This window comes from Paenibacillus mucilaginosus 3016, from assembly GCF_000250655.1.
Taxonomy (GTDB): Bacteria; Bacillota; Bacilli; order Paenibacillales; family NBRC-103111; genus Paenibacillus_G; species Paenibacillus_G mucilaginosus.
Genome location: NC_016935.1, coordinates 5,217,854 through 5,243,232, shown reverse-complemented (window position 1 = coordinate 5,243,232; position 25,379 = coordinate 5,217,854). Strand labels below are relative to the sequence as shown.

19 protein-coding genes and 1 pseudogene are annotated in these 25,379 nt (G+C 60.9%); 19 read left to right on the top strand and 1 reads right to left on the bottom strand.

Features of this window, described 5'->3' with window-relative positions; translation table 11 throughout:
* Positions 1-185 precede the first annotated feature (185 nt).
* The gene (locus PM3016_RS21715) at positions 186-698 is read left to right on the top strand and encodes a DoxX family membrane protein (protein WP_014370939.1); all 513 of its coding nucleotides are present in this window, start codon (positions 186-188) and stop codon (positions 696-698) included.
* Between the two features lie 160 nt (positions 699-858).
* Here the strand turns inward: PM3016_RS21715 and PM3016_RS21710 are convergent.
* A pseudogene (locus PM3016_RS21710) lies at positions 859-2,218 on the bottom strand (LLM class flavin-dependent oxidoreductase).
* A 451-nt stretch (positions 2,219-2,669) separates the two neighbouring features.
* On the opposite strand from PM3016_RS21710, the gene PM3016_RS21705 reads away from it, so the two are divergent.
* From PM3016_RS21705 to PM3016_RS21620, 18 genes are all read left to right on the top strand, one after another.
* Positions 2,670-3,581, top strand: coding sequence for an AraC family transcriptional regulator (locus PM3016_RS21705; RefSeq protein ID WP_013918684.1), 912 nt, complete (start codon positions 2,670-2,672; stop codon positions 3,579-3,581).
* Positions 3,582-3,636: 55 nt separating this feature from the next.
* Positions 3,637-5,631 (top strand): polysaccharide lyase family protein, encoded by a 1,995-nt coding sequence (locus tag PM3016_RS21700; RefSeq protein WP_014370937.1) that lies wholly within the window; start codon positions 3,637-3,639, stop codon positions 5,629-5,631.
* Between the two features lie 21 nt (positions 5,632-5,652).
* On the top strand, positions 5,653-7,251 hold the full coding sequence (locus PM3016_RS21695) for an extracellular solute-binding protein (RefSeq protein WP_013918682.1): 1,599 nt from the start codon (positions 5,653-5,655) through the stop codon (positions 7,249-7,251).
* Entirely contained in the window at positions 7,248-8,267 is a 1,020-nt protein-coding gene (locus PM3016_RS21690) for an ABC transporter permease (protein ID WP_014370936.1), read from the top strand. Before PM3016_RS21695 ends, PM3016_RS21690 begins: the two co-directional genes overlap by 4 nt.
* A gap of 251 nt (positions 8,268-8,518) precedes the next feature.
* Positions 8,519-9,388, top strand: coding sequence for a carbohydrate ABC transporter permease (locus PM3016_RS21685; RefSeq protein WP_014370935.1), 870 nt, complete (start codon positions 8,519-8,521; stop codon positions 9,386-9,388).
* Between the two features lie 48 nt (positions 9,389-9,436).
* On the top strand, positions 9,437-10,960 hold the full coding sequence (locus PM3016_RS21680; protein WP_014370934.1) for a sulfatase family protein: 1,524 nt from the start codon (positions 9,437-9,439) through the stop codon (positions 10,958-10,960).
* 539 nt (positions 10,961-11,499) lie between these two features.
* Positions 11,500-12,033: a MarR family winged helix-turn-helix transcriptional regulator gene (locus tag PM3016_RS21675; protein WP_013918676.1), complete on the top strand. Its 534-nt coding sequence runs from the start codon at positions 11,500-11,502 to the stop codon at positions 12,031-12,033.
* 31 nt (positions 12,034-12,064) lie between these two features.
* Positions 12,065-13,129 carry an ABC transporter substrate-binding protein gene (locus PM3016_RS21670; protein ID WP_014370932.1) on the top strand — a complete coding sequence of 355 codons (1,065 nt, stop codon included), beginning with the start codon at positions 12,065-12,067 and terminating at the stop codon, positions 13,127-13,129.
* A gap of 47 nt (positions 13,130-13,176) precedes the next feature.
* Complete coding sequence (locus tag PM3016_RS21665) at positions 13,177-13,962, top strand: ABC transporter ATP-binding protein (RefSeq protein ID WP_014370931.1); 786 nt, start codon at positions 13,177-13,179, stop codon at positions 13,960-13,962.
* Positions 13,963-13,975: 13 nt separating this feature from the next.
* The gene (locus PM3016_RS21660; protein WP_014370930.1) at positions 13,976-14,761 is read left to right on the top strand and encodes an ABC transporter permease; all 786 of its coding nucleotides are present in this window, start codon (positions 13,976-13,978) and stop codon (positions 14,759-14,761) included.
* 96 nt (positions 14,762-14,857) lie between these two features.
* Positions 14,858-17,125: an arylsulfatase gene (locus tag PM3016_RS21655; RefSeq protein ID WP_014370929.1), complete on the top strand. Its 2,268-nt coding sequence runs from the start codon at positions 14,858-14,860 to the stop codon at positions 17,123-17,125.
* Positions 17,126-17,188: 63 nt separating this feature from the next.
* Positions 17,189-18,403: a formylglycine-generating enzyme family protein gene (locus PM3016_RS21650; RefSeq protein ID WP_014370928.1), complete on the top strand. Its 1,215-nt coding sequence runs from the start codon at positions 17,189-17,191 to the stop codon at positions 18,401-18,403.
* A 232-nt stretch (positions 18,404-18,635) separates the two neighbouring features.
* Positions 18,636-19,010, top strand: a complete 375-nt coding sequence (locus PM3016_RS21645) for a nuclear transport factor 2 family protein (protein ID WP_013918670.1) — start codon at positions 18,636-18,638, stop codon at positions 19,008-19,010.
* Positions 19,011-19,278: 268 nt separating this feature from the next.
* The gene (locus tag PM3016_RS21640; RefSeq protein ID WP_013918669.1) at positions 19,279-19,701 is read left to right on the top strand and encodes a DoxX family protein; all 423 of its coding nucleotides are present in this window, start codon (positions 19,279-19,281) and stop codon (positions 19,699-19,701) included.
* Positions 19,702-20,028: 327 nt separating this feature from the next.
* On the top strand, positions 20,029-20,937 hold the full coding sequence (locus PM3016_RS21635; RefSeq protein ID WP_013918668.1) for a LysR family transcriptional regulator: 909 nt from the start codon (positions 20,029-20,031) through the stop codon (positions 20,935-20,937).
* Positions 20,938-21,200: 263 nt separating this feature from the next.
* Positions 21,201-22,238: an LLM class flavin-dependent oxidoreductase gene (locus tag PM3016_RS21630; protein WP_013918667.1), complete on the top strand. Its 1,038-nt coding sequence runs from the start codon at positions 21,201-21,203 to the stop codon at positions 22,236-22,238.
* Between the two features lie 49 nt (positions 22,239-22,287).
* Positions 22,288-23,679: an LLM class flavin-dependent oxidoreductase gene (locus PM3016_RS21625; protein ID WP_013918666.1), complete on the top strand. Its 1,392-nt coding sequence runs from the start codon at positions 22,288-22,290 to the stop codon at positions 23,677-23,679.
* A 30-nt stretch (positions 23,680-23,709) separates the two neighbouring features.
* Positions 23,710-25,362 (top strand): ABC transporter substrate-binding protein, encoded by a 1,653-nt coding sequence (locus PM3016_RS21620; RefSeq protein WP_013918665.1) that lies wholly within the window; start codon positions 23,710-23,712, stop codon positions 25,360-25,362.
* The last annotated feature ends 17 nt before the right edge of the window (positions 25,363-25,379 follow it).

Here is a 25,379-nt window from a genome sequence, read left to right as displayed (position 1 = left end):
ACCGGAACGGCAACGAACCTTCACCTTAGGCTGCCTGTATTTGCAGGCGGTCTTTTTGCGTCAGCCTTGTGTCTAATGAATTGCAAAGTTTATGTAAAGTAGATTGACAGAATACGGGATATTTTTAATAATAAGGGTAATACAAATATTTTATAGATCGACCAAAAGAGTGGGGAGGGATTTTAATGTTGATCCGGTTCTTGCAGAACAATTTGCTTGTCAGCTTTGTTTTGACTGCTTTACGAATTTATCTCGGGTGGATCTGGCTGAAGGCGGGATGGGGGAAGATTGCCGGCGGTTCGTTCAATGCGGAAGGCTTCCTGCAGGGTGCGGTCAAGAAAGCTGAGGGAGAGAATCCTTCGGTGCAGTCCTGGTGGGCGGATTTCCTGCAGGGGGTTGCCATCCCGAATGTGGGCCTGTTCAATGTAGTGGTCCCTTGGGGTGAACTGCTCGTAGGTCTCGGCCTTCTCCTCGGTACATTCACCACGTTCGCCGCGCTGATGGGTATTCTTATGAATTTTTCGTACCTGTTCTCGGGTACCCTCAGTACGAATCCCCAGATGATCGTGCTGGAGCTGCTGCTTGTCGCTGCGGCCGCCAACTCTTCCAGAATCGGCGCAGACCGCTGGATCCTGCCTTATCTTCAGCAGATGTTGAATCCAAGAAAGAGCTCCGAGCCCTCGTTAAAAAGTGCATAACCGGATGCAGACAGCAGCAGGAACGGCGGGCAGCAGCTCAAACGAACTTCCAGTCCGAAAGGGACTTCACCTTGTGTGTGAAGTCCCTTTTGGCTGTTCGGAGCGACTATTTTGACAAGAGGCCGGCGGACTGTGAATAACAGGCGCCAGAGGCGCAGCATCAGGCCTTAGGCTGTACCGCCGGCTCCTTCTTCGCATATCGGCTCGCCGGGCGCGGCAGGCCCAGGTTCTCGCGCAGGGTGCGGCCCTCGTACTCCGTACGGAACAGGCCGCGGCTCTGCAGCTCGGGGATCACGCGGTCGGCGAATTCCTCGAGGCCGCCGGGGAAGTACGGCGCCATGATGTTGAAGCCGTCGCAGCCGCCGCCCTCGAACCATTCCTGCAGTTGATCCGCGATGCTGCCGGGCGAGCCGTGGATGGTCCGGTGGCCGCGGGCCCCCGCAATGCGGCGGCTGACCTCCAGGATGGAGAGGGCATCGCGTTTTGCGATGTCCTTGATGAGATGCAGGCGGCCTTTGGCACCGTCGGCGGTATCGGGGCAGGTCGGGGAACGGTTCGTGCGGATCGTATCCCGACAGATCATGGCCGATCATCCCCGAGAGCAGGGTGATGCCGGCCTTCGGGTGGATCAGGCTCTGGAAGTGATCATACTTCTCCCGGGCTTCGGCATCCGTTGCTCCGATGATCGGCATCACGCCGGGAAGGATCTTAACGTCCTCCCGGCTGCGGCCGTACCGGACGGCCCGGCCTTTGACGTCGTCATAGAAGGCCCGGGCTTCGCCAAGCGTCTGCCACGCCGTGAAGATAACCTCCGCCGTCTGTGCGGCAAAGTCCCGCCCGTCTTCGGAGGAGCCGGCCTGAATGAGCACCGGGCGCCCCTGCGGGGAGCGCGCGATATTCAGCGGTCCCTTCACCGAGAACCAGTCTCCGCGGTGATCGACGCGGTGCACCTTGCTGCGGTCGGCGAAGAGCCCCAGCTCTTTGTCAAAGAGCAGCGCATCGTCCTCCCAGCTGTCCCACAGCTTCGTTACGACGTCGACGTATTCGCGGGCCCGCTCGTACCGGAGATGGTGCTCCAGGTGCTTCTCCTGTCCGAAGTTGGCAGCCGCACCGCGGCTTGAGGTCGTCACCACATTCCAGGCGGCACGCCCGCGGCTGAGGTGGTCGAGCATTGCGAACTGCCGGGCCACATTGAACGGCTCGCTGTACGTTGAGGACAGCGTGCCGGTGAGGCCGATCCGTTCGGTGACCACCGAGAGCGCGGAGAGCAGGGTGACCGGCTCGGGCCGGATGGGCGACATATAGGAGACGGCGGTGTCCAGATCATCGGAGACCGCCAGAATATCCGCGAAGAAGATCATATCGAACTTGGCGCGCTCCGCGGTTTGGGCCAGATGCTTGTAGTGTTCGAAATCCAGGATGCCGCGCTCGCGGGCATCGGGATATCTCCAGGCGGCTACGTGGTGGCCGGCTCCGGAGAGGAAGGCGCCGAGGCGCATTTGGCGGTTCGGGGTTGTCATGTGGGGATTGCCTCCTGAACGCTCGGGTGTATCTTTTTGCGCTCCGTTATGCTTCGCATAAAGGTCGCTCCCAAAAAGATACACCCTCGCTGACTAGTGAAAATCTAAACCAATAAAAAAGGAGATACCGGCCCCCACGTCAGGTGAACGGGAAGGCTGGCATCTCCGGCGGTCCGGTAAGATGAGCTTCGGATATTAATCCGACTAAATATATAAGATAAAACAAGTATAAAGAGGCTGCTGCAACCTGTCAATCGACTTTTTCTATAGGACATTCCAGCTGGTCTCTGCCTCTTTTTGTCCCGATCCACCGGAATCTTGTCCGAAATCAACATGACATTATGGCAGAAGTTGGTTTATGATAGAAACAATTAAAACAATTCACAGATACATACTCGGAATTAGTGAGTGACCCATTCCGACCATTTCAAATCTCTGGAGGTGCGTACGCGTGGAAATCAAATCTTTCGCCGGCTATGCCGAAAAGGGCTGGGGCGTATGGGTGCAGCGCTCCTCCCACGGCAGCCACAATCCGCTTCCCGAACACGGCCATGACTTCATCGAGCTCGTCTATGTCGTGCACGGAGGGGGCCGTCACCTGATCGACCGCGAAGCCTTCGACATCCGGGCCGGGGATATCTATGCGGTCGCCCCGGGCGAGAGCCACGCCTTCCCCGATGCGCAGGACCGCGAGCTTGAGATCATCAACTGCCTGTTCCAGCCGGAGACCGTGTGGCAGTCCCTGCCTGCCGATGCCGAGGCGCTGCTCAGCCTTCCCTATGTGGCTCCGCTCTACCAGGGGGCCGGCCGGCTTCCGCGCAAGCTCACGCTCCCTTCTTCGGATTCCGCTGTGATCGTCGGGCTCCTGGAGAGCATGATGACGGAGATCCGGGAGCGGAAGCCGGGGAGCGGGATTATCGTCCGCCAGCGGCTGATCGATATCCTGATCACCCTCTCCCGCGTTCAACTGCGGGAGGAGTCGTCTGTACGGGGGGCGGAGAAGCCGGGAGCCGTCCAAGCCGGAGGGTACGAGATTCTGGTCCGCAAGGTGCTGGCTTATCTGGAATCGCATTATCCCCAGCGGATCACGGCCGCCGAGCTGGCCGAGGTGTTCGCCATCTCTTCGCGGCACCTGAACCGGGTATTCCGGCAGGAGACCGGCCGCAGCATCACCGAGACGCTTCAGGGAATCCGAATCGAGAGAGCGAAGATCATGCTCCACGAGACGGCACGCAGCGTAGAAGGCATCTCGGCGGCCGTTGGCTTCGGTGACCCGTCTTTTTTCAGCAAGCTGTTCAGCCGAACGGTCGGGCACACGCCCGGTGAATACCGCCGGATCGCAAGAAGCAAACGTTCCTCCTGACAGCGGGACGGAGCGGTTCATGCCTATATACCAGAGGAGTAAAGGAGAGAACCATATGAAAAGACTATCTCAACGGAACAAACGCAGAGGAGCCGCTGCCGGAAAGACGGCCGCCTCCCTGCTGCTCGCAGGCAGTGTCCTGCTGGGAGCCGTACCGCTTCCCGCTGCGGCCGGAGCGCAGGCCGCACAGGGAACGGCGGCGGACCAGGCGGCGGAAGCATCCGGCCAGGGAGCAGAGCTCGGCCGTCATAAGGAGAAGCTCGCCCTGATCGACCAGGGGAGCAGCGTCACGCTGAAGAACAGCAGAGTCAGCGTCACCATCGACAAGGGCAGCGCTACCGTGACCTCCATTACGTACGGGGAAGACAGCCCGAACCTGCTCGCGGGCGGCGGAGCCGGCTATTACATACTGAACTACTCGCAGAACGGCAAGAACCTGAAGTTCGGTCCGAAGGATGAGCTTACCTACAAAGTCGTGGCACAGGACGAAGAGCACATCGATATCGCCTTGACCGTGGATGACCGTGCCGTCCTGCCGTTCTCGTATGAGCTGCATTTTGTGCTGGTGAAGAATGAACCCGGCCTTTACTTCTACTCGGTAGTCGGGTATCCCGAAGCTGTAGAGGGGGGCGTCACCATCGGCCAGGGCCGGTACGCCTTCCGCGTCGATCCGAACCTCTTCGACTCGTACGCCGTGGATGACGAGCGGCGCGGACCGCTGCCGGCCCCTGCAGAGCTCGAAGCCGGGGAAGAGGTGATGGATGCGAGCATCAAGCTGCCCAGCGGCGAGGTGTACACCAAGTACAATCACATCGAATATGCCGGTGATCTCAATGTGACGGGACTGTATGGGAAGGATCTCGGGATCTGGCTGATCCGGGGCAGCAACGAGTTCGTCGACGGCGGTCCGACCCAGCAGCGCAACTCCGTCCACCAGACGAACACCACGCCGATCCTGCTGTGGCATGAGCATGAATCCCATTACGGGCGCGGCAATGTGGTGCCTTCGCCGGGCTGGAAGAAGATCTACGGGCCGTCCTTCCTCTATGTGAATCAGGGCGGGAATGCCGACAAGCTCTGGAAGGACGCGAACCGCCGGGCGGAGGCGGAGCAGCGCAAGTGGCCGTACCGCTGGCTGGACGATCCGCGGTATGCGGCGGACCGCAGAGGCAGCGTGAAGGGACAGCTGACCATCGCGGACGGCAGGCCGGCGGCCGATGCCTGGGTGATTCTGGCCGATCCGAGCCCGGACTGGCAGGACCAGAACCTCGGCTATAACTACTATATCCGCACCGACAGCCAAGGCCGCTTCACCATTCCGGATGTGCGGGAAGGCACGTACACCCTGTACAGCTTCGTCAAAGGGTACTTCGGTGAATTCCGCAAGGACGGCATCACGGTGCAGGCATCCAAGGAAACGAAGCTGCCCGCTCTGGTATGGACTCCCGAGACCCATGGCACCACACTCTGGACGCTGGGCACGCCGGACCGGACGGCGGGCGAATACCGGCATGGAGACGACTATCATCACTGGGGATTGTGGCTCGATTACCCGCTGGACTTCCCGAATGGGGTCGATTTCCGAATGGGGGAGAGCAGTGAGCGGACGGACTGGAACTACGCCCACCCGGTGACGGCAACGCCAGGCGAACCGGCACAGCTCAAGGTGCCGTTCAACCCCGAGCTGACGCCGTGGAAGATCCGCTTTGACAGCGATGCGGTATACCCTGCAGGCACCAAAGCGACGCTGACCTTCGGCATCGCGTCCTCCCGCAACGGTTCGCTTCGGCTGAACCTGAACGGCACGGAGATTGCGAACCTGGCCTCGCTGCCGGGACCGAAGAGCGATTCGGGCATGCCGCGCAGTGCGGTGCACGCCTTTTACCGGGAATTCACCGTCGAGTTCGATGCTTCTCTGCTGAAGCAGGGGGAGAACGTGCTGCAGCTCACGCATGCCAAGAACATCTATGACGCGAACGGCCAGCGCACCGGCGATCTCTATACAAGCCAGATGTATGATGCGATCCGACTGGAAGTCCAGCAGCCCTAAGAGAACAAAGGAGAGAGACCGATGAACAGCAAAGAGAACATGTCGCATTCCACAACTTACAGGAAGCCAAGGGGACCTGGAGCCGCTGCCTCCCTTCTGCTGCTGCCTCTGCTGCTTGCAGCCTGCTCGGGCGGTGCGAAGCCGGCGGGCGAGGCGGCGGGAGCGGCCCCGGCGGCGGCCGGACCGGTCGAGTTCAGCGTGATGACCATCACCCCGAGCACCCCGCCGGCGGCGGACGACGGGCCGATCAAGCTGGCGATCGAGAAGGCGGTGAATGCGAAGCTGAACGTCCAGTGGGTGTCGAACAACATCTATGCGGAGAAGCTGAACATCACGCTCGCCTCGGGCAACCTGCCCGACTACATCATGATCAACAACCCGTTCAGCAGCACCTTCCGCACGATGGTTCAGCAGGGGGCCTTCTGGGATTTGACGCCGTTCATTGCCCAATATCCCAATATCTCGAAAGGCATTTCGAAAACCGCTTGGGAGACGACCAAGATGGCGGACGGGCGCAATTACGGCATCCCGAGACCCCGGCCGGAGGACAGCGAGTCGTTCTTCATTATCCGCAAGGATTGGCTCGACAAGCTCGGACTGCAGGTGCCTGCAACCACGGAAGAGCTGCAGGCGGTCATGAAGGCTTTCGCGGAGAACGATCCGGACGGCAACGGCAAAAAGGACACGACGCCGCTGGCCGCCTACGTGAATCCCGCGGATCTCGGCTGGGGCGGCAACATCGGGCCGGTGCTGGGGGCAATCGAAAGCTCCTTCACCGGTGCGCACGGGCACTGGAAGTGGGATGAAGCTTCGAAGGGGCTCGTCTACACGGCGCTCCTGCCCGAAACGCGCAAGTCGCTGGAATACCTGACGGAAGCGTATAAGCAGAAGTGGATGCCGGAGGATCTGCTGTCGCTGAAGCTGACGCAGACCCGGGATCTGTTCAAGGGAAATAAGGCGGGGATTATCGTTGATAAGACCGGCACGCTGAAGCTGCATGCGGACGAGCTGAAGAAGGCGGCGCCGGACTTCAAGTACAAGGACTTTTACCCGCTGACGACCTTGAACGGCTATGTGCCGAAGGGCTCGGGCTTCAACGGCATGTTCGCCATCCCCAAATCCGTGCCGGAAGCGAAGGTGAAGGCCATCCTGAAGGTCATCGATACCTGGATGACGCCGGAGGTGAGCGCGATCCAGAAGTACGGTCTGGAGGGCGTGCACCACAAGGTGGAGAACGGCAAGAAGATCACCGATCCCGAGAAGCTCAAGAAGGACAACGCCTCGGACTTCAACCACATCGTGAACATCGTGGATGCCGTGTGGGAGTCGTCTCCCACGCCGGAGGAAGCGGAAGCTACCGAGCTGTTCCGGAAGGTGGAAGGGGAGCGGGCGAAGGTGAGCGTACCGGATGTCAGCGCCGGCCTGTATTCGCCGACCGGCCAGAAGATCCTGCCCGAACTCGATAAGAGGATACAGGATATCAAGTCGAAAATCATCCTCGGCCGAGAACCGATCAGCGCGTGGGACACGTTCGTGGCAGAGCTGAAGGCGAATCCGGACGTCATCCAGACCACGAAGGAAATGACCGAAGCGTATAAGAAGCGCACGGGGACGCCATGAGACCGGTCGCCGCCGAGGTGGAAGACCCCCGTCAGCGGGTGAGGGGAGGGGAGCGGGAGAGCTTCCCGCCTCCCGGGGCCGGCGGGGACCGGCTCCGCAGCCGGGTGAGGTCCGGACGGTGGAGGTCGAATCTGCGCCGGAGCAGCGGGCTGTACCTGCTCGCACTTCCGGGTGTGCTGTTCTTCCTCTTGTTCAAGTACGTACCGATGTGGGGCGTGCTGATCGCCTTCCAGAATTATTCGCCTTATACGGGCATGCTGGACAGTCCGTGGGTGGGACTCGACCACTTCCGGAGGTTCTTCTCGAATCCGGACTTCCTGCTGCTGTTCCGTAATACACTCGGGATTAACCTGCTCAGCCTGATATTCTTTTTCCCGCTGCCGCTGCTCCTGTCCCTCCTCCTGAACGAAGTGAGGCACACGGCCTATAAGCGGCTGGTGCAGTCGGTCATCTACATGCCTCACTTCCTGTCCTGGGTGATCATCGCAGGTCTCACCTTCCTGCTCTTCGGCAAGGCGGAGGGGCTGGTGAACCTGCTGCTCGAAGCGGCTGGCAGGCCGAAGCTTGATGTCCTGACGAACCCGGATACGTTCTGGCTGATGATCACCCTGCAGTCGATGTGGAAGGAAGCGGGCTGGGGCACGATCATCTTCCTCGCCGCCATGGCGGGCGCCGACCCGCAGGTCTACGAGGCGGCGAGAATGGACGGGGCGGGACGCTTCCGGCAGATGTGGCACGTGACGCTTCCTGCGATCCGCAGCGTCTTCGTGATCCTGCTCATCCTGCGGCTCGGGGACATCATGGATGTCGGCTTCGAGCAGATCTTCCTCATGTACAACGGCGCCGTGTCTCATGTAGCCGAGGTGTTCGATACGTACGTGTACCGCACGGGCATCCAGCAGGGCGAATTCAGCTACAGCACGGCCGCCGGCCTGTTCAAGTCGCTCGTCGGCCTCGTACTGGTGCTGCTCGCCAACCGCGCCGCCAAGAAGTTCGGGGAGGATGGGGTGTTTTAGGGGACTGTGAATACGGACGCTGCGCATGCGGATCATGCTTCCAACCGCTGTTGTCTTCGGATTCTAAGGAATGGACTCAGTAGAGGAGGGAATCCGAAAACAAAGGCGAACGCTGCCTCTTTTCCAGTCATGATCCGCAAGCTGCGCTTGGTTTTTACCGATCTTTAAAACACAAAGGAATGAAGAGGATAAATAAGCATGAGCGCGCAGCGTATGCTTCTCTTCATCCGAGAGAAAGGAGGGTTTGTCCCATGAAACGAAGACCAGGCGACATCGCCTTTCAGACCGTCAACTACACCGCGCTGGGGGTGCTGGCGCTGGTGACTTTTTTTCCGCTGTACTATGTGTTCATCGTCTCGCTGACCGAGCCGGCGGAGTTCCTTCAGAAAAGAATCGTGCTGTGGCCGGATACCTGGTCCTTCCAGTCTTATGCCTATCTGCTCTCCACGGAGGCGTTCCCGCGGTCGGTAGCCAACAGCGCCTTCCTTGCCTCCGTGGGCACGCTGTGCTCTCTCGCCGTCTCGTCGTCGCTCGCGTATGCGCTCTCCCAGCGCAGGATGGCCGGACGCAGGCTCCTCATGGGCCTGATCCTGCTCACGATCCTCTTCAGCCCGGGCGTCATTCCGGCCTATATGCTGGTCCGCCAGCTCGGCCTGATGGGCAGCCTGTGGGCCCTGATCATCCCGTCGCTGGCGAGCGGCTGGAACGTGCTGCTCATGAAGGGCTTCTTCGACAGCCTGCCGGCGGAGCTCTCGGAGTCTGCGGCGATCGACGGCTGCGGGGAGGTGCGCACGTGGCTGCGCATCATTCTTCCGCTGTCGCTGCCCGCTCTGGCGGCCTTCGGCCTGTTCCATGCTGTGGGCTACTGGAACCAGTTCTTCTCGGCGCTGCTGTATCTGAACGATCCGAAGCAGTGGCCGATCCAGGTGCTGCTGCAGAACATGCTGCTCAGCGCCTCGACGACGGATCTCGGCACGCCGGGCGAGTACGTGCAGGCGCCCCCGACGGAGATGCTGAAGATGGCCGCCGTCATGATCGCGACCGTGCCGATCCTGCTTGTGTACCCGTTCCTGCAGAAGCATTTTGCCAAGGGGGCGCTGGTGGGGTCGGTGAAGTCGTAACGGGATGTACCCAACAAGTCAGCTTGAGGAGAAGGGAAGTCAGCAGCCATGTCCAATCCGACAGACCAACCGGATATCATCTTCCTGATGACCGACCAGCAGCGCTGGGACTGCATCGGGAAGTTCAACGAGCAGATCAAGACGCCGGCCATTGACCGGCTGGCGGAGGAAGGCATCGTCTACAGCCAGGCCGTGTGCCAGGCGCCGATGTGCGTGCCGAGCCGCAGCTCCATGATGCTGGGGCTGTACCCGTCCCAGCTCGGGGTGCGCACAAACCACGGAGGCCTCTACGACGAAGAGAAGCTGCCGTCCGTTCCGCTGCCGGAGCTGATGCGCAGCGCCGGCTACCAGACCGCCGGCTTCGGCAAGACGCACTGGAACCACGGCCTGCACAACCCCGAGCCGCCGACACGCGGGTTCGAGGTGCGTGCGGTCGGCCTGGCCCGGGACAGCGGCCACTATGAGCAGGGCGCCGTGATGATGGGCGATGCCGAGCCGGAGGGGCTGGCCGCCTACTACGAGGAGACCCGGGACTTCGGCGGCGGCGAAGAGAATGCGAACGGGTATATCGGCTGCACCAGCCGGGTCCCGATGGAGCATCACCGCGACGGATGGGTCGCGGAGCAGTGCCTGCAGTTCGTGCGGGAAGGGTTGGATAAGGAGCGGCCGCTCTTCCTGTACTTGTCCTTCCTGAAGCCGCATGCCGGCTTCAATGTGCCCGAGGCGTTCGAGCGGCTGTACCGGATCGAGGACATTCCGGACCTGCCTCAGCCGCCGTGGGAGGAGGAAGCCGGCACCCATCTGGCGGCTTCGGATGCTTTGAATGCGCATTCAGCCGCCGCTTACTTAGAGAAACGGCGGGTGTGGGAAGCGATGACGCCGCTCGAACGCCGCCGCACGACGCTCAGGTACTGGGCCAACTGCTCATGGCTCGACCACTACTTTGGCCGCGTCCTGGACGAGCTGCGGGAGCGCGGACGGCTGGACAACGCCCTGATCGTCTTCTGTTCCGACCATGGCGAGATGCTGGGGGAGCGCCGCTACCGCTTCACCAAGTACTGCCTCTATGACAGCAGCGTACGGGTGCCGCTGATCCTCTCCGGCACCTATGTGCCCCCGGCGCTGCGGGGTACGGTCGACGACCGGCCGGCGGAGCTGGTCGACCTCGTGCCGACGCTGTCGCAGGCGGCCGGGCTGCCCCGCAATCCGCTGCTGCCGGGGCTGGACCTGCTCGGGGAGCGGCAGCGCCTCGGCACCTTCTGCGAGTTCCACGGCAAGGGAGCCCCTGCGCGCCACTCGGCCCCCTCGCTCATGTGGCGGAAGAAGGAGTGGAAGCTGATTCTCTACCTGCCGCATGCGATTAGCGAAGCCGTCAGCCATGTGGATGCGTACCAGGGCGAGCTGTATCACCTGGCGGAAGACCCGAACGAGTGGCGCAACCTGTACGGCGATGAACGCCACGCTGCCATCCGGGAGCGGATGACGGCCGACCTCCTGATGCATCTGGCCGCCGCCTGGTCACGCGGCCCGTTCTTTTACGACCGGCACGGGTATGAGGCGCTGGGGGAGTAGGGAGACGCCGAAGCCCTAATCAAGAAACCCGACTGCCCGACTGCTTTCAGTCGGGCTTTTGCTGTATAATGAAAGGGTGAGGAGCTGATCCCATGGTCCTTTGGGTTATTGGACTGAATGCAGGTTTGGCTGTTTATGCGCTGATCATCCAATGGGTAAGATTCCGTTCGAACACCTGGTTCCGTTATAAAAAAGAAATGCGTTTCTCATCGCACTTCTGATCATCTCCATCCTCAATGCCGTGAACATCATCACGTGACTGTCTTCCATAACCCGTTCAAGCGCCAGCTTGTGTCGGGTTTTTTTTATTGACAGGGAACGCAAGCGAGTGCGGACCTCACCATAACCATAAATCTCAAACACCTACTTGACGCATCGGAATTATAATGATAGATTATTTTTACAGCAAAATATTCGATGCCGTAATAAATCGGCAAGCCTACTGGAACCACCAGCGGCCTCCATCCCTTGACTCGACCGCGAGCAGGGACTATGGGGGCCTTTTTATTTGCATCGGAGAGGGAGAGGAGCACAGCAGGATGAGCCAACAGAAAGGGCTGGGCAGCGAAGCCGACACGCAGCTGCGCCGGATGATCCGCCGGTTTGTGGTGGAGCGGGATAAGGTTGTCTTCCTGAACGGGATGACGCTCCCCCAGCTGGAGGTGCTGCGCAAGCTGTCCGTTGAAGGTCCGCTCAAGGCCGGGCAGCTCGCCGAGGAGCTGGACTTCTCCCCGGGGGCGATGACCGCGCTCTGCGACAAGCTGGTCGCCGGGGGAATGATCGAGAGGCGCAGGCCGGAAGAGGACCGCAGGACGGTAGTTCTGTCGATCACCGGGAAAGGGCTCCGGCTGCTCGAAACGCTGAGGCAGTCCGGGCAGCCGGGCATGCATCTGAAGCACTTGTTCCGGGACTTCACGGAAGAAGAGCTGGAGTGGCTGCTGAAGCTGAGCACGAAGCTGTACCGCAATCTGGAATGGTATGCGGAGACGATGCGGACCGATCTGGCCGTGAAGCTGGAGGGCTTTGAAGACGTGACAGAGGCTCATGGAGAGCGAGAGTCAACCGCACGTTAACGAAATCAACGACGATAGGGAGAAGTGGGTCATGAAGGTCACCAAAAGAAAAAAGAGTTCGGTATTCGGTTTGACGGCGGCAGCGGTGCTGCTCGCCATTACGGCGGGCTGCGGCGGGAATGCCGGAGTGAAGGAGACGGGAGCCGCAGCGGGTCAGGAGAAGAGCGCGGCAGCGGCGGCCGTCAAGCAGGTTGACGTCCAATTCGCGCTGGATACGGCGGCTACAGGGTCGCCGCAGTCCCGGGTGGCGGTGGAGCAGGGCTACTTCGGGAAGAACGGGGTGCAGGCCAAGACCTTCGATTTCCCTTATGGCATCGACACGCTGAACGCCCTGCTGGTTGACCGGGCGGATGTGGGCTCGGCGGCGGACTACGCGCTGCTGAATTCGCTCGGCAAGGGGGATATGGTGATCCTTGGGACACTCTCCAGGGCCAATGAGGTCTCGGCGAAGAACAGTGTGCTGCTCGTGAGAAGCGGGATCAACAGCGAGCAGGACCTCGCCGGCAAGAAGCTTGGCGTCGCCAGAGGAACCGTCTTCGAATACGTATGGGCCAAATACCTCGAGAAGCTCGGCATCCCCAAAGACAAGGTAACGTATGTGAACTACTCTTCGCCGGACGAAGCGCTGGTGGCCTTGAAGCGGGGGCAGATGGATGCGATCTGGGCGAGCGGCGCCGTGCGAGAGAAGCTGAAGGAAGTGGAGGGCGTCAAGGAGCTCGTGGACAGCTCGAAGACCGGAGTATATGTCAAGGCGTTCCTTGTAGCCCGGCGTTCCTTCGTGGAGCAGCATCCGGATGCGGCGGCGGGTACGCTCAAGGCGCTGAAGGAGGCGACCGATTATATCGGCGGCCACAAGCAGGAAACGGCGCAGCTGCTCTTCGACAAGATCAAGCTGCCGCAGGCGGGCGTGCTGAAGGACCTGGAGGCCGCATCCTATGTGGTGGGCTTCACCCAGGAGGATTACGAGCATTTGAGCGAGATGCAGAAGTGGCTGCAGGACCAGGGCATTCTCAAGGGCAGCTATGATCTCAAGAGCAAAATCAACGTGGAGCCGCTGAAAAAGGCGCTGCCGGAGAGTGTCACTTACAAGCCTTAACGAAAGGAAGTACCGGAGCGCCCCATAGAAGAAGGAGGAAATCTCGAATGTCAACGATATCGGCCGCAGCCGCAGCCAAGACCATACAGATCAACCAGCTGCACAAAAGCTATACCGGGCAAGCCGGCACCGAGCCCCATTACATTATTAAGGGAGTCGACCTGGTAGTCAAAGGCGGCGAGTTCTTCGTCCTCCTGGGCCCGAGCGGCTGCGGCAAATCAACGCTGCTCAATATCATCGCCGGATTCGTGGCGAAGACGGAGGGCAAGCTGACGATCGACGGGGAGGAGATCTCCCGCCCCGGGCGGGACCGGGCGATGGTCTTCCAGCAGGCGGACGCGTCGCTGTTCCCGTGGCTGACCGTCCGGGAGAACGTCGAGTTCGGACTGAAGATGAAGAAGACGCCGAAGGCGGAGCGCCGGGAAGTATCCGACCATTACATCGGGCTCGTAGGCCTCAAGGGGCACGAGAACAAATTCCCCCGCGAGCTCTCCGGCGGCATGAAGCAGCGGGTCCAGCTGGCCCGGGTGCTCGCCCTGAACTCCTCGATCCTGCTTATGGATGAGCCGTTCGGGGCACTGGACGCCATGACCCGCCGGACGATGCAGAAGGAGCTCATCCGCATCTGGCAGCAGACCGGCAAGACCGTCATCTTCGTCACGCACGATCTGCAGGAAGCGCTGCTGCTCGGCCAGCGGATCGGGGTCATGTCGGTAGGTCCGGCCTCCCGCATCTCGGATATCCACGAGGTCCCGCTCTCCTATCCGCGCGAGCTGTCGGATCCGAGATTCCATGAGCTGTACGAGACGATACAGAGACACTTTGACGAATAGGAGGCGGCACAGCATGCGCGCAGTGAACCGAATCATCAACACGGGAATCCTGACCTGGATCATCGGCTTGATCGTATGGCAGCTGCTTTCCCTGGCTTCAAGCCCCGACTTCCTCCCGGGACCTTATCAGACGCTTCTAGGCGCCATCGAGCTGTCGAAGGACGGATCGCTGTGGCAGTATATGGGCGCCAGTCTGTTCCGGGTGGCCGTCGGCTGGTCCCTTGGCAGTCTGATCGCCATTCCGGTCGGGCTCATCATGGGGAGGGTGACCGTGATCCGCAGGCTCACGGAGCCGTTCCTGAATTTCATCCGCTTCATCCCGCCCCTGGCCTTCATCACCCTGTTCATGCTGTGGTTCGGCATCGGGGAGCAGTCGAAGATCATCCTGATCCTGTACTCGACCTTATTCATCGTCATTCTCAATACGATGACTGGCGTGCTGTCCATCGAGGAGGACAAGATTCGCTCGGCCCGCAGCATGGGCGCCACCGAGTGGCAGACGATGCTTCATGTGATCATCCCGGCCACCGTGCCGTACATGTTCACCGGCGTGCGTCTTGCCATGAGCACCTCGTACATGGCGATCATCGGAGCCGAGATGATTGCGGCCGATAAGGGCGTCGGCTTCATGATCTGGAATGCGCGTCTGTATTTCAAAATGGACTGGATCTTCGTCGGCCTCTTCGCGCTCGGCCTCATGGGCTACTTCACCGACCGGCTGCTGAACTGGTTCGGCTCCACTGTGCTGGCCCGCTACGGGATTGCAGGAGGCACGGCGTTCCGCGGCAGGCTGAGATAACCGGCCGGCATCACCCGTCGGCAGCTGTCCCGGCAGATGAACATGCATGAATACGCATCGACTCAAGACGAATTCAAATCCGGAGGAATGATCGCTATGGCCTATTGGGAAAAGGAAACATTCGAAGGAACCATCGGACGGACGACCGAGGAGTCCGTACCCTCCTGGACGGAGCGGGGCGGCAGGGCCGCTCCCGGAGCCCCGAACGTCGTCATCATCCTGCTCGACGACCTGGGCTTCGCCCAGCTTGGCTGCTACGGCTCGGACATCGCCACGCCGAACATTGATGCGCTCGCGGCGGGCGGTCTGCGGTATAATAACTTCCACACGACCGCGCTGTGCTCCCCGACCCGGGCGGCGCTGCTCAGCGGGCGCAATCCGCACTCAGTCGGTCTGCGCAGCGTGCTCATGGCCGACAGCGGGTTCCCGAACGCCCGGGGCCGCGTCAGCAAAAGCGCCGCCCTGCTCAGCGAGATTCTCGTCGAGAACGGCTACAACACCTTTGCGGTCGGCAAGTGGCATCTGAATACGAGCCAGGAGCAGTCGTTCAGCGGACCGTTCGACAATTGGCCGCTCGGGCGCGGCTTCGAGCACTTCTACGGCTTCCTCGGCGGGGCCACCTCGCAGTGGAACCCCGATCTGGTCGAGGATAACAAGCGGGTGAAACAGCCGGCACGCGCCGAAGACGGCTACCATTTGACAGAGGATCTGACCGACAAGGCGATCGATTACATCCGCGAGCAGCAGACCGCCGCTCCGGATAAGCCGTTTTTCTGCTACCTCGCGTACGGGGCGACGCATGCGCCGCATCATGCGCCGAAGGAGTATATCGACAAGTACAAAGGCCGGTTCGACCAGGGCTGGGACTTGGCGAGGGAGCAGTATTTTGCCCGCCAGCAGGCGCTTGGGATCATTCCGCAGGACGCGGAGCTGCCGCCGAGAAGCCCGGACGTACTGCCTTGGGAGGAGCTTTCGGAGGAGCAGAAGCGGCTGTATGCGCGTCTGCAGGAAGCGTTCGCCGGGTTCCTGGAGCATACGGACCATCATGTCGGCCGCCTTGTGCAGGCCCTGAAGGACTTCGGCCAGCTGGACAACACGCTCTTCATCCTGCTCTCCGACAACGGGGCATGCTCGATGGGCGGCGATCACGGGACAGTCAACAACTGGGGAGATATGCACGGGGCCGAACCCCTCGAATCCAAGCTGAGCCGGATCGACGAGATCGGAACGCCCTTGGCCGACAACCATTATCCGAAGGGCTGGGCGCAGGTCGGCAATACGCCGCTGCGGTGGTACAAGTCGTTCGTTCATGCCGGCGGAGTGAAGGATCCGCTCATCATTCATTATCCGCAGCGGATACAGGATGGCGGAGGCATCCGCGGACAGTATCACCACGTGACGGATATCGTGCCGACCGTGCTGGAGCTGACCGGCCTGAGTGCACCGGCGGAGTACAAAGGCGTACCGCAGCAGCCGATTCACGGCACCTCGCTCGCCTACACCTTCGAGGACGGGGATGAGCCGACCCGCAAGACGACACAGATCTACGAGATGGTCGGCAACCGGGCGATCTACCACGAGGGATGGAAGGCGGTGGCGGTTCACCGGCCGGATACCGATTTTGAGGAGGACGTGTGGGAGCTGTACCGCTTGACGGAGGATTTCAGCGAAGTGCGCGATGTGGCGGCCGAGTATCCGGAGAAGCTGGAGGAGCTCGTTCAGCTGTGGTGGTCCGAAGCGGAGAAGTACGGCTTCCTTCCGCTGGAGCGCCGCTCGATGAGAGCTATCCTGCAGAACCTCGGGGCCCGAAAAGGACCTCAGCCCCCCGGAGAGCGCGTCTTCTACCGCTCGGAGCTCGGACTGCCGATGTCGAAGTCGCCGGACATCCGGGGCAAAGCCTTCGAGATCACGGCGGAGATCTACAGGGACGACATCTCGGCCGAAGGCGTCCTCGTCGCCTCCGGCGGCCGGGCCGGCGGGTACGCCTGGTATATCCAGGACAACCGCCTCGTCTTCGGCAATAACATCGAGGGCGTGCGGTACCAGTATATCGAATCGGCTGAAGAGCTGCCGGCCGGTGAATTGAAGCTCCGGTTCGTCTACACGCCGGAGGGAGAGAACGAGGGCACCGGCAGGCTGTACCTGGGGGACCGTCATCTGGGCGAAGGGAAGCTGCAGGGCAGTGCTGCGATCGGCTTTGCCTTCGGCCAGTTCAACATCGGCGAGAACGGCCTGACGCCGGTCGTGCCGCAGTATCAGGTGCCCTTCCGCTTCGGCGGTGAGCTGAAGAAGGTGGTCTACGTGACCGCGAAGCCGGAATGGGACGCGAAGGCGGCCGCCGAGCTGGAGCTTGCCACGGAGTAGACGCCGCTGTAAGCTGAGCTCAGACGGAATTCAGAAGGGAAAGCAGGAAGGGAGCTGGAAGGGATGATCATGATTCACTCCACCTGCGGCTGCGGGTGCTCCGTCAGCCGCTCCGCTTCCTCTCTCGAACGGCAGCGGCTGCCTGAAGAGGCGGCCTCTGCTTCGGCTGGAGGGAGCACAGATCAGCAGGACGGCGCCGCGGAAGCTGCGGCAGAGAGAGCCGAGCGGGAAGCCGGTGCCCTGCAGCCGGCTGTGTCTGCAGCCGGGCCGGGCAGGGGCAAGGCCGTGGAAGCCGACCGCGCCGGCGGCTCGCGCATGGCGTTGACCGCCAGGGACACGGCTGCCCAGGCGTCAGCGGAACCGTCGGCATGGCGGAGCGCAGCCGGGGCGGAGGCCGATACGGCGGAGACGGAATCCGGCAGTCATGCCGGCATGATCCGCCTGCCCGGCGGCACCTTCCGCATGGGCACCGATGACCGGGAAGGCTTCCCGCAGGACGGGGAAGGGCCCTCGCGTCTTGTGACGCTGGATTCCTTCTATCTCGACGCCTGCGCTGTTACGAATGAACAGTTCCTCGCCTTCGTCCGTGACACGGGTTATAAGACGGAAGCGGAGCTCTACGGATGGTCGTTCGTGTTCCATCTGTTCGTTCCGGAACGGCTGCGGTCTTCCGTGGATGCCGTCGTCCAGAGCGCCCCCTGGTGGTGGAAGGTGGACGGCGCTTCATGGCACGCCCCGGAAGGGCCGGGAACCGGGATCGGGGAACGGATGGATCATCCGGTTGTCCATGTCTCGTGGAACGATGCGCAGGCGTACGCCCGCTGGGCCGGCAAGCGGCTCCCGACGGAGGCCGAGTGGGAGTATGCGGCACGCGGGGGCTTGGAGGGCAGGCGGTATGCCTGGGGGGATACCCTGCTGCCGGACGGTCAGCACCGGTGCAACATCTGGCAGGGCACCTTCCCGCAGGTGAATGAAGCCTTGGACGGCTACGCCGGTACGGCGCCGGCGCGGTCCTTCCCGCCGAACGGCTTCGGGTTCTACCATATGGCCGGCAATGTGTGGGAATGGTGCGCGGATTGGTTCAGTCCCGCTTACCACCGGACGACGCCGAGCCTGAATCCGGCCGGCCCCCCGCAGGGGCAGACGAAGACGCTGAAGGGCGGATCCTACCTCTGCCACAGCTCCTATTGCAACCGGTACCGGGTTGCGGCGCGCACCTCGAACACGCCGGACAGCTCAACCGGTCATATGGGCTTCCGCTGCGCTGCGGATGTGTGAGATGATGGACGGCATTCCCCTATCCGAAGGGGGTGCTGTCTTTTTTCTATGCATGCCAGACGGGTGGTTGAACTGTACTGCCGAACGGTGATACCGCGGGAGAGGCGCTGCAGCCCTGTTCGGAAGGGAGGGGCTTGCAGCTGCGCACCGGGCCGGCGTAAGGCTGACATCCCGTTGAATTTCATGGTAAGATATGGGATATCCGCAGTGGCATGGAAAGGATGATTCGACAATGAACACTTCCCTGAAAGAGAAGGCCGTGTCGTTTTTGCAGATGGTGGCTTCCGGTAAAGTACATGAGGCATATCAGGAATACGTAGGTCAGGCGTTCCGCCACCATAATCCCTATTTCCGCGGTGATGCGGATTCACTTCTGGCTGCGATGCAGGAGAGTACCGCCAAGAATCCCGACAAGTCGCTGGAGGTCAAGCTTGCCATACAAGAGGGGGAGTTTGTTACCGTACACTCTCATGTGAAGCAGAATCAGGATGACCTTGGCGGGGCGGTGGTTCATATCTTCCGCTTCGATAACGGACGGATCGCCGAGTTCTGGGATGTGGGGCAGCCCATACCCGAAAGCAGTCCCAATGAACATGGGATGTTCTGAAGGGGCGCCAGCCCTATGGAGTCACGAGAAACAAGCCTCGGCATGTTCGCGCCGAGGTTTTTTGGCGTGCAGCCTGAGAGGGCCATCAGCTGGAAAATCCAACGCTGGCCTAGTTTGCTGTGGACGGATTTCATGGGATGCTTAAACATGTGATTGACGAGACACCATTTGGTGTCATATAATGAATACGACACCATATAGTGTCCGATGAGTCGGTTTTGGAATTTGCATTTTTTGCGGCATATCAATAATGATGAGGAGGAAACCAATGAGTACGAGCATCGGCACGGAACCAAACGCCAAAGTACAACCCCTGCCCCGAGGAAAAGTTATCGCTTATTGGATTACAACGGCGCTGCTTGCATTCGTTGTCGGGAGCGGGGGGATCGGTCAGCTGACCCGCCAATGGGGGACACTCGAGTCGGTGAAGATATTAGGCTATCCGCTGTATTTTCTGACCATTCTCGGGACCTGGAAAGTGCTGGGGGCGATCGCTATCCTCGTGCCGGGTTTTCCGCGGCTTAAAGAATGGGCATACGCAGGCATTTTCTTTGGCCTGACGGGCGCAGCTGCATCCCATGCCTTCGCGGGGGACTACGGGGCTTATGCGTACCACATCTTCACCACCCTTAGTTTTGCAGTCCTGGCTCTCGCCTCTTGGGCGCTGCGTCCGAAGAGCCGCAAACTGTAAGAACCAGCGATAACCGGATTCTCCCATACTCAAGGACTCGAAGGCGCCAGGTATGGCTGGGGGAATGGGTTCGGCAAGTTCGAAAAGGTGCTGGAACAATAACTGCATTCGTGACTTAAGAACGAGCAGTGCGAGTCGATCTTTCGGATCGTTCAAAAAGGCTTTGACACCTGGAGTGAGCGGTGCTATATTTTATATCATACTATTCCAATTGGAATAATAATTAGCTTAGAGAGGTCCACCGGCTAACCGGAGACACGCTCTTTCCAGACCGGAGAGAGGCGTCGTCTCCTTTTTTGGCATTCGGGAATAAGGGGGGAAGGGTTCTTGAATATAGAAAATATCGAAGCCTTCGTCTATATCGTGCATTTCAACAGCTTCAACAAAGCGGCGGAGGCGCTCTACGTGTCCCAGCCGTCCATCTCCGCGCGCATCCAGTCGCTGGAACGCGAGCTGAGTGTCAGGCTGTTCGAGCGTGAAGGCCGGCATTTCACCCTGACGGAGAAGGGCAAGCAGTTCCTGCCGTATGCGCAGAACATCCTGAAGACGTACAAGGCCGGACGGCAGCAGCTGCAGGTGGCGGAGAAGCAGTCCGACGAGCTGCGGATCGGCTGCACGCTGTCCGGAGCCAATTACATTCTGCCCGAGGTGCTGCCGGTGTTCAAGCGGAAGCACAGGCATATCCGGATCAAGCTGCTGACGGCGCCGAGCGAGACCATCCTGGAGAAGGTGCTGGCCAAGGAGCTCGATGTCGGGCTGACCCGCAGCATGTCGCACCCGGATGTCGAATCCGAACAGCTCTATGAGGACCCGATCCGGCTGTTCGTCCACCGCAGCCATCCGTTTGCCCGCAAGATCAGCCTCAGCATGGAGGAGGTGGGCCGGGAGCCGATCGTGTTCTTCGAATGCGGCTCGCTTGACTGGAACCGGATCCACCGTCTGTTCCAGACACTTGACGTTCCTCCGCGGATCGAGATGCAGATCGACAACCTGGAGACGGCCAAAAAGCTGGTGGTTGGCGGCATGGGCATCTCCTTCCTTCCGGAGCTCTCGGTACGCAAGGAAATCCGGGAGGGGGTGCTGCTGCCCCTGGAGATGCCGCAGCTCTCCGGGATCTCGCTGCGCACCCACCTTCTGTCGCTGAAGGGGCAGGGGACGGAGCTCGGGCAGCTGTTCGGGGAGGTCATCCGGGGCATGGATCTTACGGCCGGGAGGCCGCAGGCGTCTCCGGGATAAGGGGTGAACAGATTTGAGTAGAGGGTCGAATAGAGGGTTGAATAGAGGGTTGAATAGAGGGTTGAATAGAGGGTTGAATAGAGGCTTGAATAAAGTTTTGAATAAAGTTTTGAATAGAAACAATCGATGGAACTATAGAAGTATTCAATCCATCATTGAAGCGGACCGGGCAGGAATGATACAGTAAGCGAAACATTATTCCGACTATACATATTGGAATAAAGTAAGCGTTATGTTCAAGACATTGGGAGAGTAAAGGGGACATGAGAATGGGGCTGCGGTTAAGCTTGTTGGATCAAAGTCCGATCGGCGAAGGGGGCACACCCGAAGAGGCGTTCCGCCACACGCTGGAGCTGGCCCGGAGAGCGGAAGCGCTCGGATATCACCGGTTCTGGGTGTCGGAGCACCATGACTCCAAGGAGCTGGCAGGCTCCTCGCCGGAGGTGCTGATCTCCTACCTGCTGGCCAAGACGGACCGGATCCGGATCGGGTCGGGCGGGGTAATGCTCCAGCATTACAGCCCTTACAAGGTGGCCGAGAACTTCGGCGTGCTGGCATCCCTGGCGCCGGGGCGCGTAGACCTCGGCATCGGCCGGGCACCGGGCGGGCTGCCCCAGTCGACGAAGGCGCTGCAGTCCGGCGCCGCCGGAGGACAGGTGCCGCTGGATGCGAAGCTCGAAGCCCTGCAGGCTTATCTGCTGGGCCATACGGAGCCCGGTGACGAGCTGCACGGCGTCCGGGCGGTGCCGGTCGCGGAGAAGCCGGCGGAGCTCTTCCTGCTCGGGGCGGGGACGGACAGCGCGGCCCTGGCCGGCCGGCTCGGCATTCCTTACGTGTATGCCGAGTTCATCAGCGGCGATCCGGAAGGGGCGGCGGCTTCCTTCGCGGCTTACCGGGAGCAGCTTGGAGCGAGAACGGACCTCCGGCCGCTGCTGGCCTCGTCGGTCATCGTCGCGGATACGGATGAGGAGGCGGCGAAGCTGGCCGCGGAGGCGAAGGTCATCAAGGTCCTGCTGGAGAGCGGAAGGAAGGTGACCGTGAAGACCCTGGAGAGCGCGGAGGACTTCGGCCGGCAGTCCGGTGAGAGCTTCGAGATCGACATCAGGCAGGCACAGATCATTCACGGTTCGCCGGCGACGGTACGAGATAAGCTGCTGGAGACTACGCAGCGGTACGGGATTGAAGAGATCATCATCACGGCCTACAACCGGACCTTCGAACAGCGGCTGCGGACGATAGAGCTCCTGCAGGCTGCTCTGGCGGAGCAGGCCGGCGATTTGACCGAATCGCTGACCCTGTAGAATTGCGGCAGTACTGCAACTGTATATAGAAATGAAAGGCGGAAAGAAGATGAGCCATCCTGTGAATCAGCCGAAACGCAAATTGAAACTGGGTGCGATGCTGCACGGCGTCGGCAGCAGCATGTCCACCTGGAGGCATCCGGAGCTGCCCTCCGATGCCAGCATCTCGATCGACTACATTAAAGAGCAGGCCCGGATTGCCGAGGAAGGCAAGCTGGACCTTGTGTTCATCGCCGATGGACTGTATATCAACGAGAAATCCATCCCGCACTTCCTGAACCGGTTCGAGCCGGTCACGATTCTCTCGGCCATCGGCTCGGTCACTTCCCGTATCGGAGTGGTAGGCACCCTGTCGACCTCCTACAGCGAACCGTTCACCGTGGCCCGGCAGTTTGCATCGATCGATCATATTACAGGCGGCCGGGCCGGGTGGAATGTCGTGACTTCCCCCCTCGAGGGGTCAGCGAAGAACTTCAGCCGCAAGGAGCACCCCGAGCACGAGCTCCGTTATGAGATTGCCGAGGAGTACCTTGAGGTCGTCCGCGGGCTCTGGGATTCGTGGGAAGACGACGCGTTCGTGCGGAACAAGGAGACCGGCGTCTTCTTCGACCCGGACAAAATGCACCGGCTGAACCACCAGGGCAAGCACTTCTCCGTGGAAGGCCCGCTGAACATTGCCCGCTCGAAGCAGGGGCATCCGGTCGTCTTCCAGGCCGGTTCGTCGGACAGCGGCAGATCGCTTGCCGCCCGTACCGCCGATGCGGTGTTCACCGGTCATGAGACGATCGAAGAGGCGCAGCAGTTCTACCGCAATGTGAAGGAGAGGGCGGCTGCCTTCGGACGCAGCCCGGACGAGATCCTCATCTTCCCGGGCATCGGCCCGATCGTCGGGCGGACGGCAGAAGAAGCCGAACGCAAATACCAGGAGGTCGCGGATCTCGTGAAGGTCGAAGAGGCGCTGCTCTATCTCGGCCGGTTCTTCGACCACCACGACTTCTCGGTCTATGGGCTGGATGAGCCGTTCCCGGACCTCGGGGACATCGGAGCGAACAGCTTCCGCAGCACCACCGACCGCATCAAGCGGAAGGCGAAGGAAGAAGGGCTTACCCTGCGGCAGACCGCGCTGCAGGTGGCTACGCCAAAGACGAGCTTTATCGGCACGCCAGAGCAGGTGGCCGACAAGATTCAGGCGTGGTTCGAGCAGGGGGCGGCCGACGGCTTCATGATCGGGTCTACCGTGCCGAACGGCCTGCGGGATTTCGTGGAGCTCGTGGTGCCTGTGCTGCAGGAGCGCGGACTCTTCCGTGAGGAGTACGAAGCGGACACCCTCCGCGGGAATCTCGGTCTGCCCGTACCGGAGAATCGGTATACGGCGGCGAGAAGGAAAGCGGCGGAAGCGCAGGTGCTGCCCGAGCAGCCGGAGACCGTTCCCGCACCCTAAGATCCACAACCGATAGGAGAGAAAAACCTCATGATCAGATCCTTCCGCGCATTCCCTGCTGCAGCCCTGTCTCTCTTCGTCCTGCTGGCCGGCTGCGGAGCACCGCCTGCGACCGAGCCGAAGCCCGCACAGGGTGCCGCACCTGCAGCATCCGCCCCTGTTCAAGGCGGAACCTTCACCTATGCCCTCGCGGGCTCCCCGAGCGGACTCGATCCGAACGTCGTCCCCGGCGCTGCGGATTACCGGGTCATGCGGTCGCTGTATGACAGCCTCGTCGTGCAGCTGCCCGACAAGTCCATCAAGCCCTGGCTGGCCGAGGAGTGGACCGTATCCCCCGACGGCAGAACGTATACGTTCAAGCTGCGCAAGGACGTCACGTTCCATGACGGGACGCCGTTCAATGCGGCGGCGGTCAAGTACAACTTTGACCGCATCGTGAACCCGGCGACGAAGTCCCGTTTTGCCATTACGCTGATCGGTCCTTACGAATCCTCGGAGGTGATCGACGATTACACGGTGAAGGTGAACCTGAAGTCGCCGTACAGCGCCTTCCTGAGCTCCCTCGGCCAGGCGTTCCTCGGCATCGTCTCGCCGGCGGCTGCCGAGAAGTACAAGGACCAGCTCGTCAAGAATCCGGTCGGCACGGGTCCCTTCAAGTTCGTGAGCTGGACGGAGAATGCGGCGATTACTCTCGAGCGCAATCCGGCCTACCAATGGGCTCCGGCCTTGGCGGAGAACAAAGGCGCGCCTTATCTGGAGAAGCTTGTCTTCAAAATCATTCCGGAGGAGGCCACGCGGATCGGCAGCGTGCAGAGCGCCCAGGTGTCAGCGGCCGAGACGGTGCCGCCGCAAAATTTGATCTCGCTGAAGAGCGACCCGAACGTCCAGCTTCTTCAGGCGGAAGCGACCGGCATTCCCTACACGCTGATGCTGAACCAGGATCATGCACCGTGGAATGAACTGGACGCGAGGAAGGCCGTACAGCTGGCGATCGACTTCGATGCCATCGTCAAGACGCTGTATCTGGGCACCTATCCGAGAGCCTGGTCGCCGCTTACCCCGTCCGTCGCCGGCTACAACAAGGAGCTCGAAGGGGCGGTGAAGCCCGACCTCGACAAGGCGAATGCCCTGCTCGACGGGCTTGGCTGGGTGCGCGGGGCGGACGGCATCCGCGAGAAGAACGGGAAGAAGCTGACGATTCATTACGTGGACGGCTCGCCGAACCGGGAGAAGCGCAACGACATTGCAGCCATGATTCAGCAGCAGCTCAAGAAAGCAGGCATTGCCGTTGAAGTGGAGATCACCTCGGATACCTCCACGGCGCTCATGGTCAAAGGCACGAATGACCTGGCCGGCGTCAGCAACGTGTCCGGCGACCCGGATATTCTGCGGAGCTTTTTCCATACGAATGCCATCCCGAACGCGAACAAGTGGGGGCACAACCATACCCACAAATCCGATCCGCAGCTCGACGCCTGGCTCGAAGAAGGACTGAAGGAGCAGGACCCTGCCAAGCGGGAAGAGGTATACAAAAAGGTACAGAAATACGTGATCGATCATGCGTACGGCTTCCCGGTCTATGTGTTCCCTTACACGGTGGCGGCCGGGAAGAACGTCAGCGGGTTCAAGTTCGATTCGCTCGGCTACCCGCTGTTCTATGACGTATCGCTGAAAGGGTCCTGACGAAAGGAGGAGCGCCG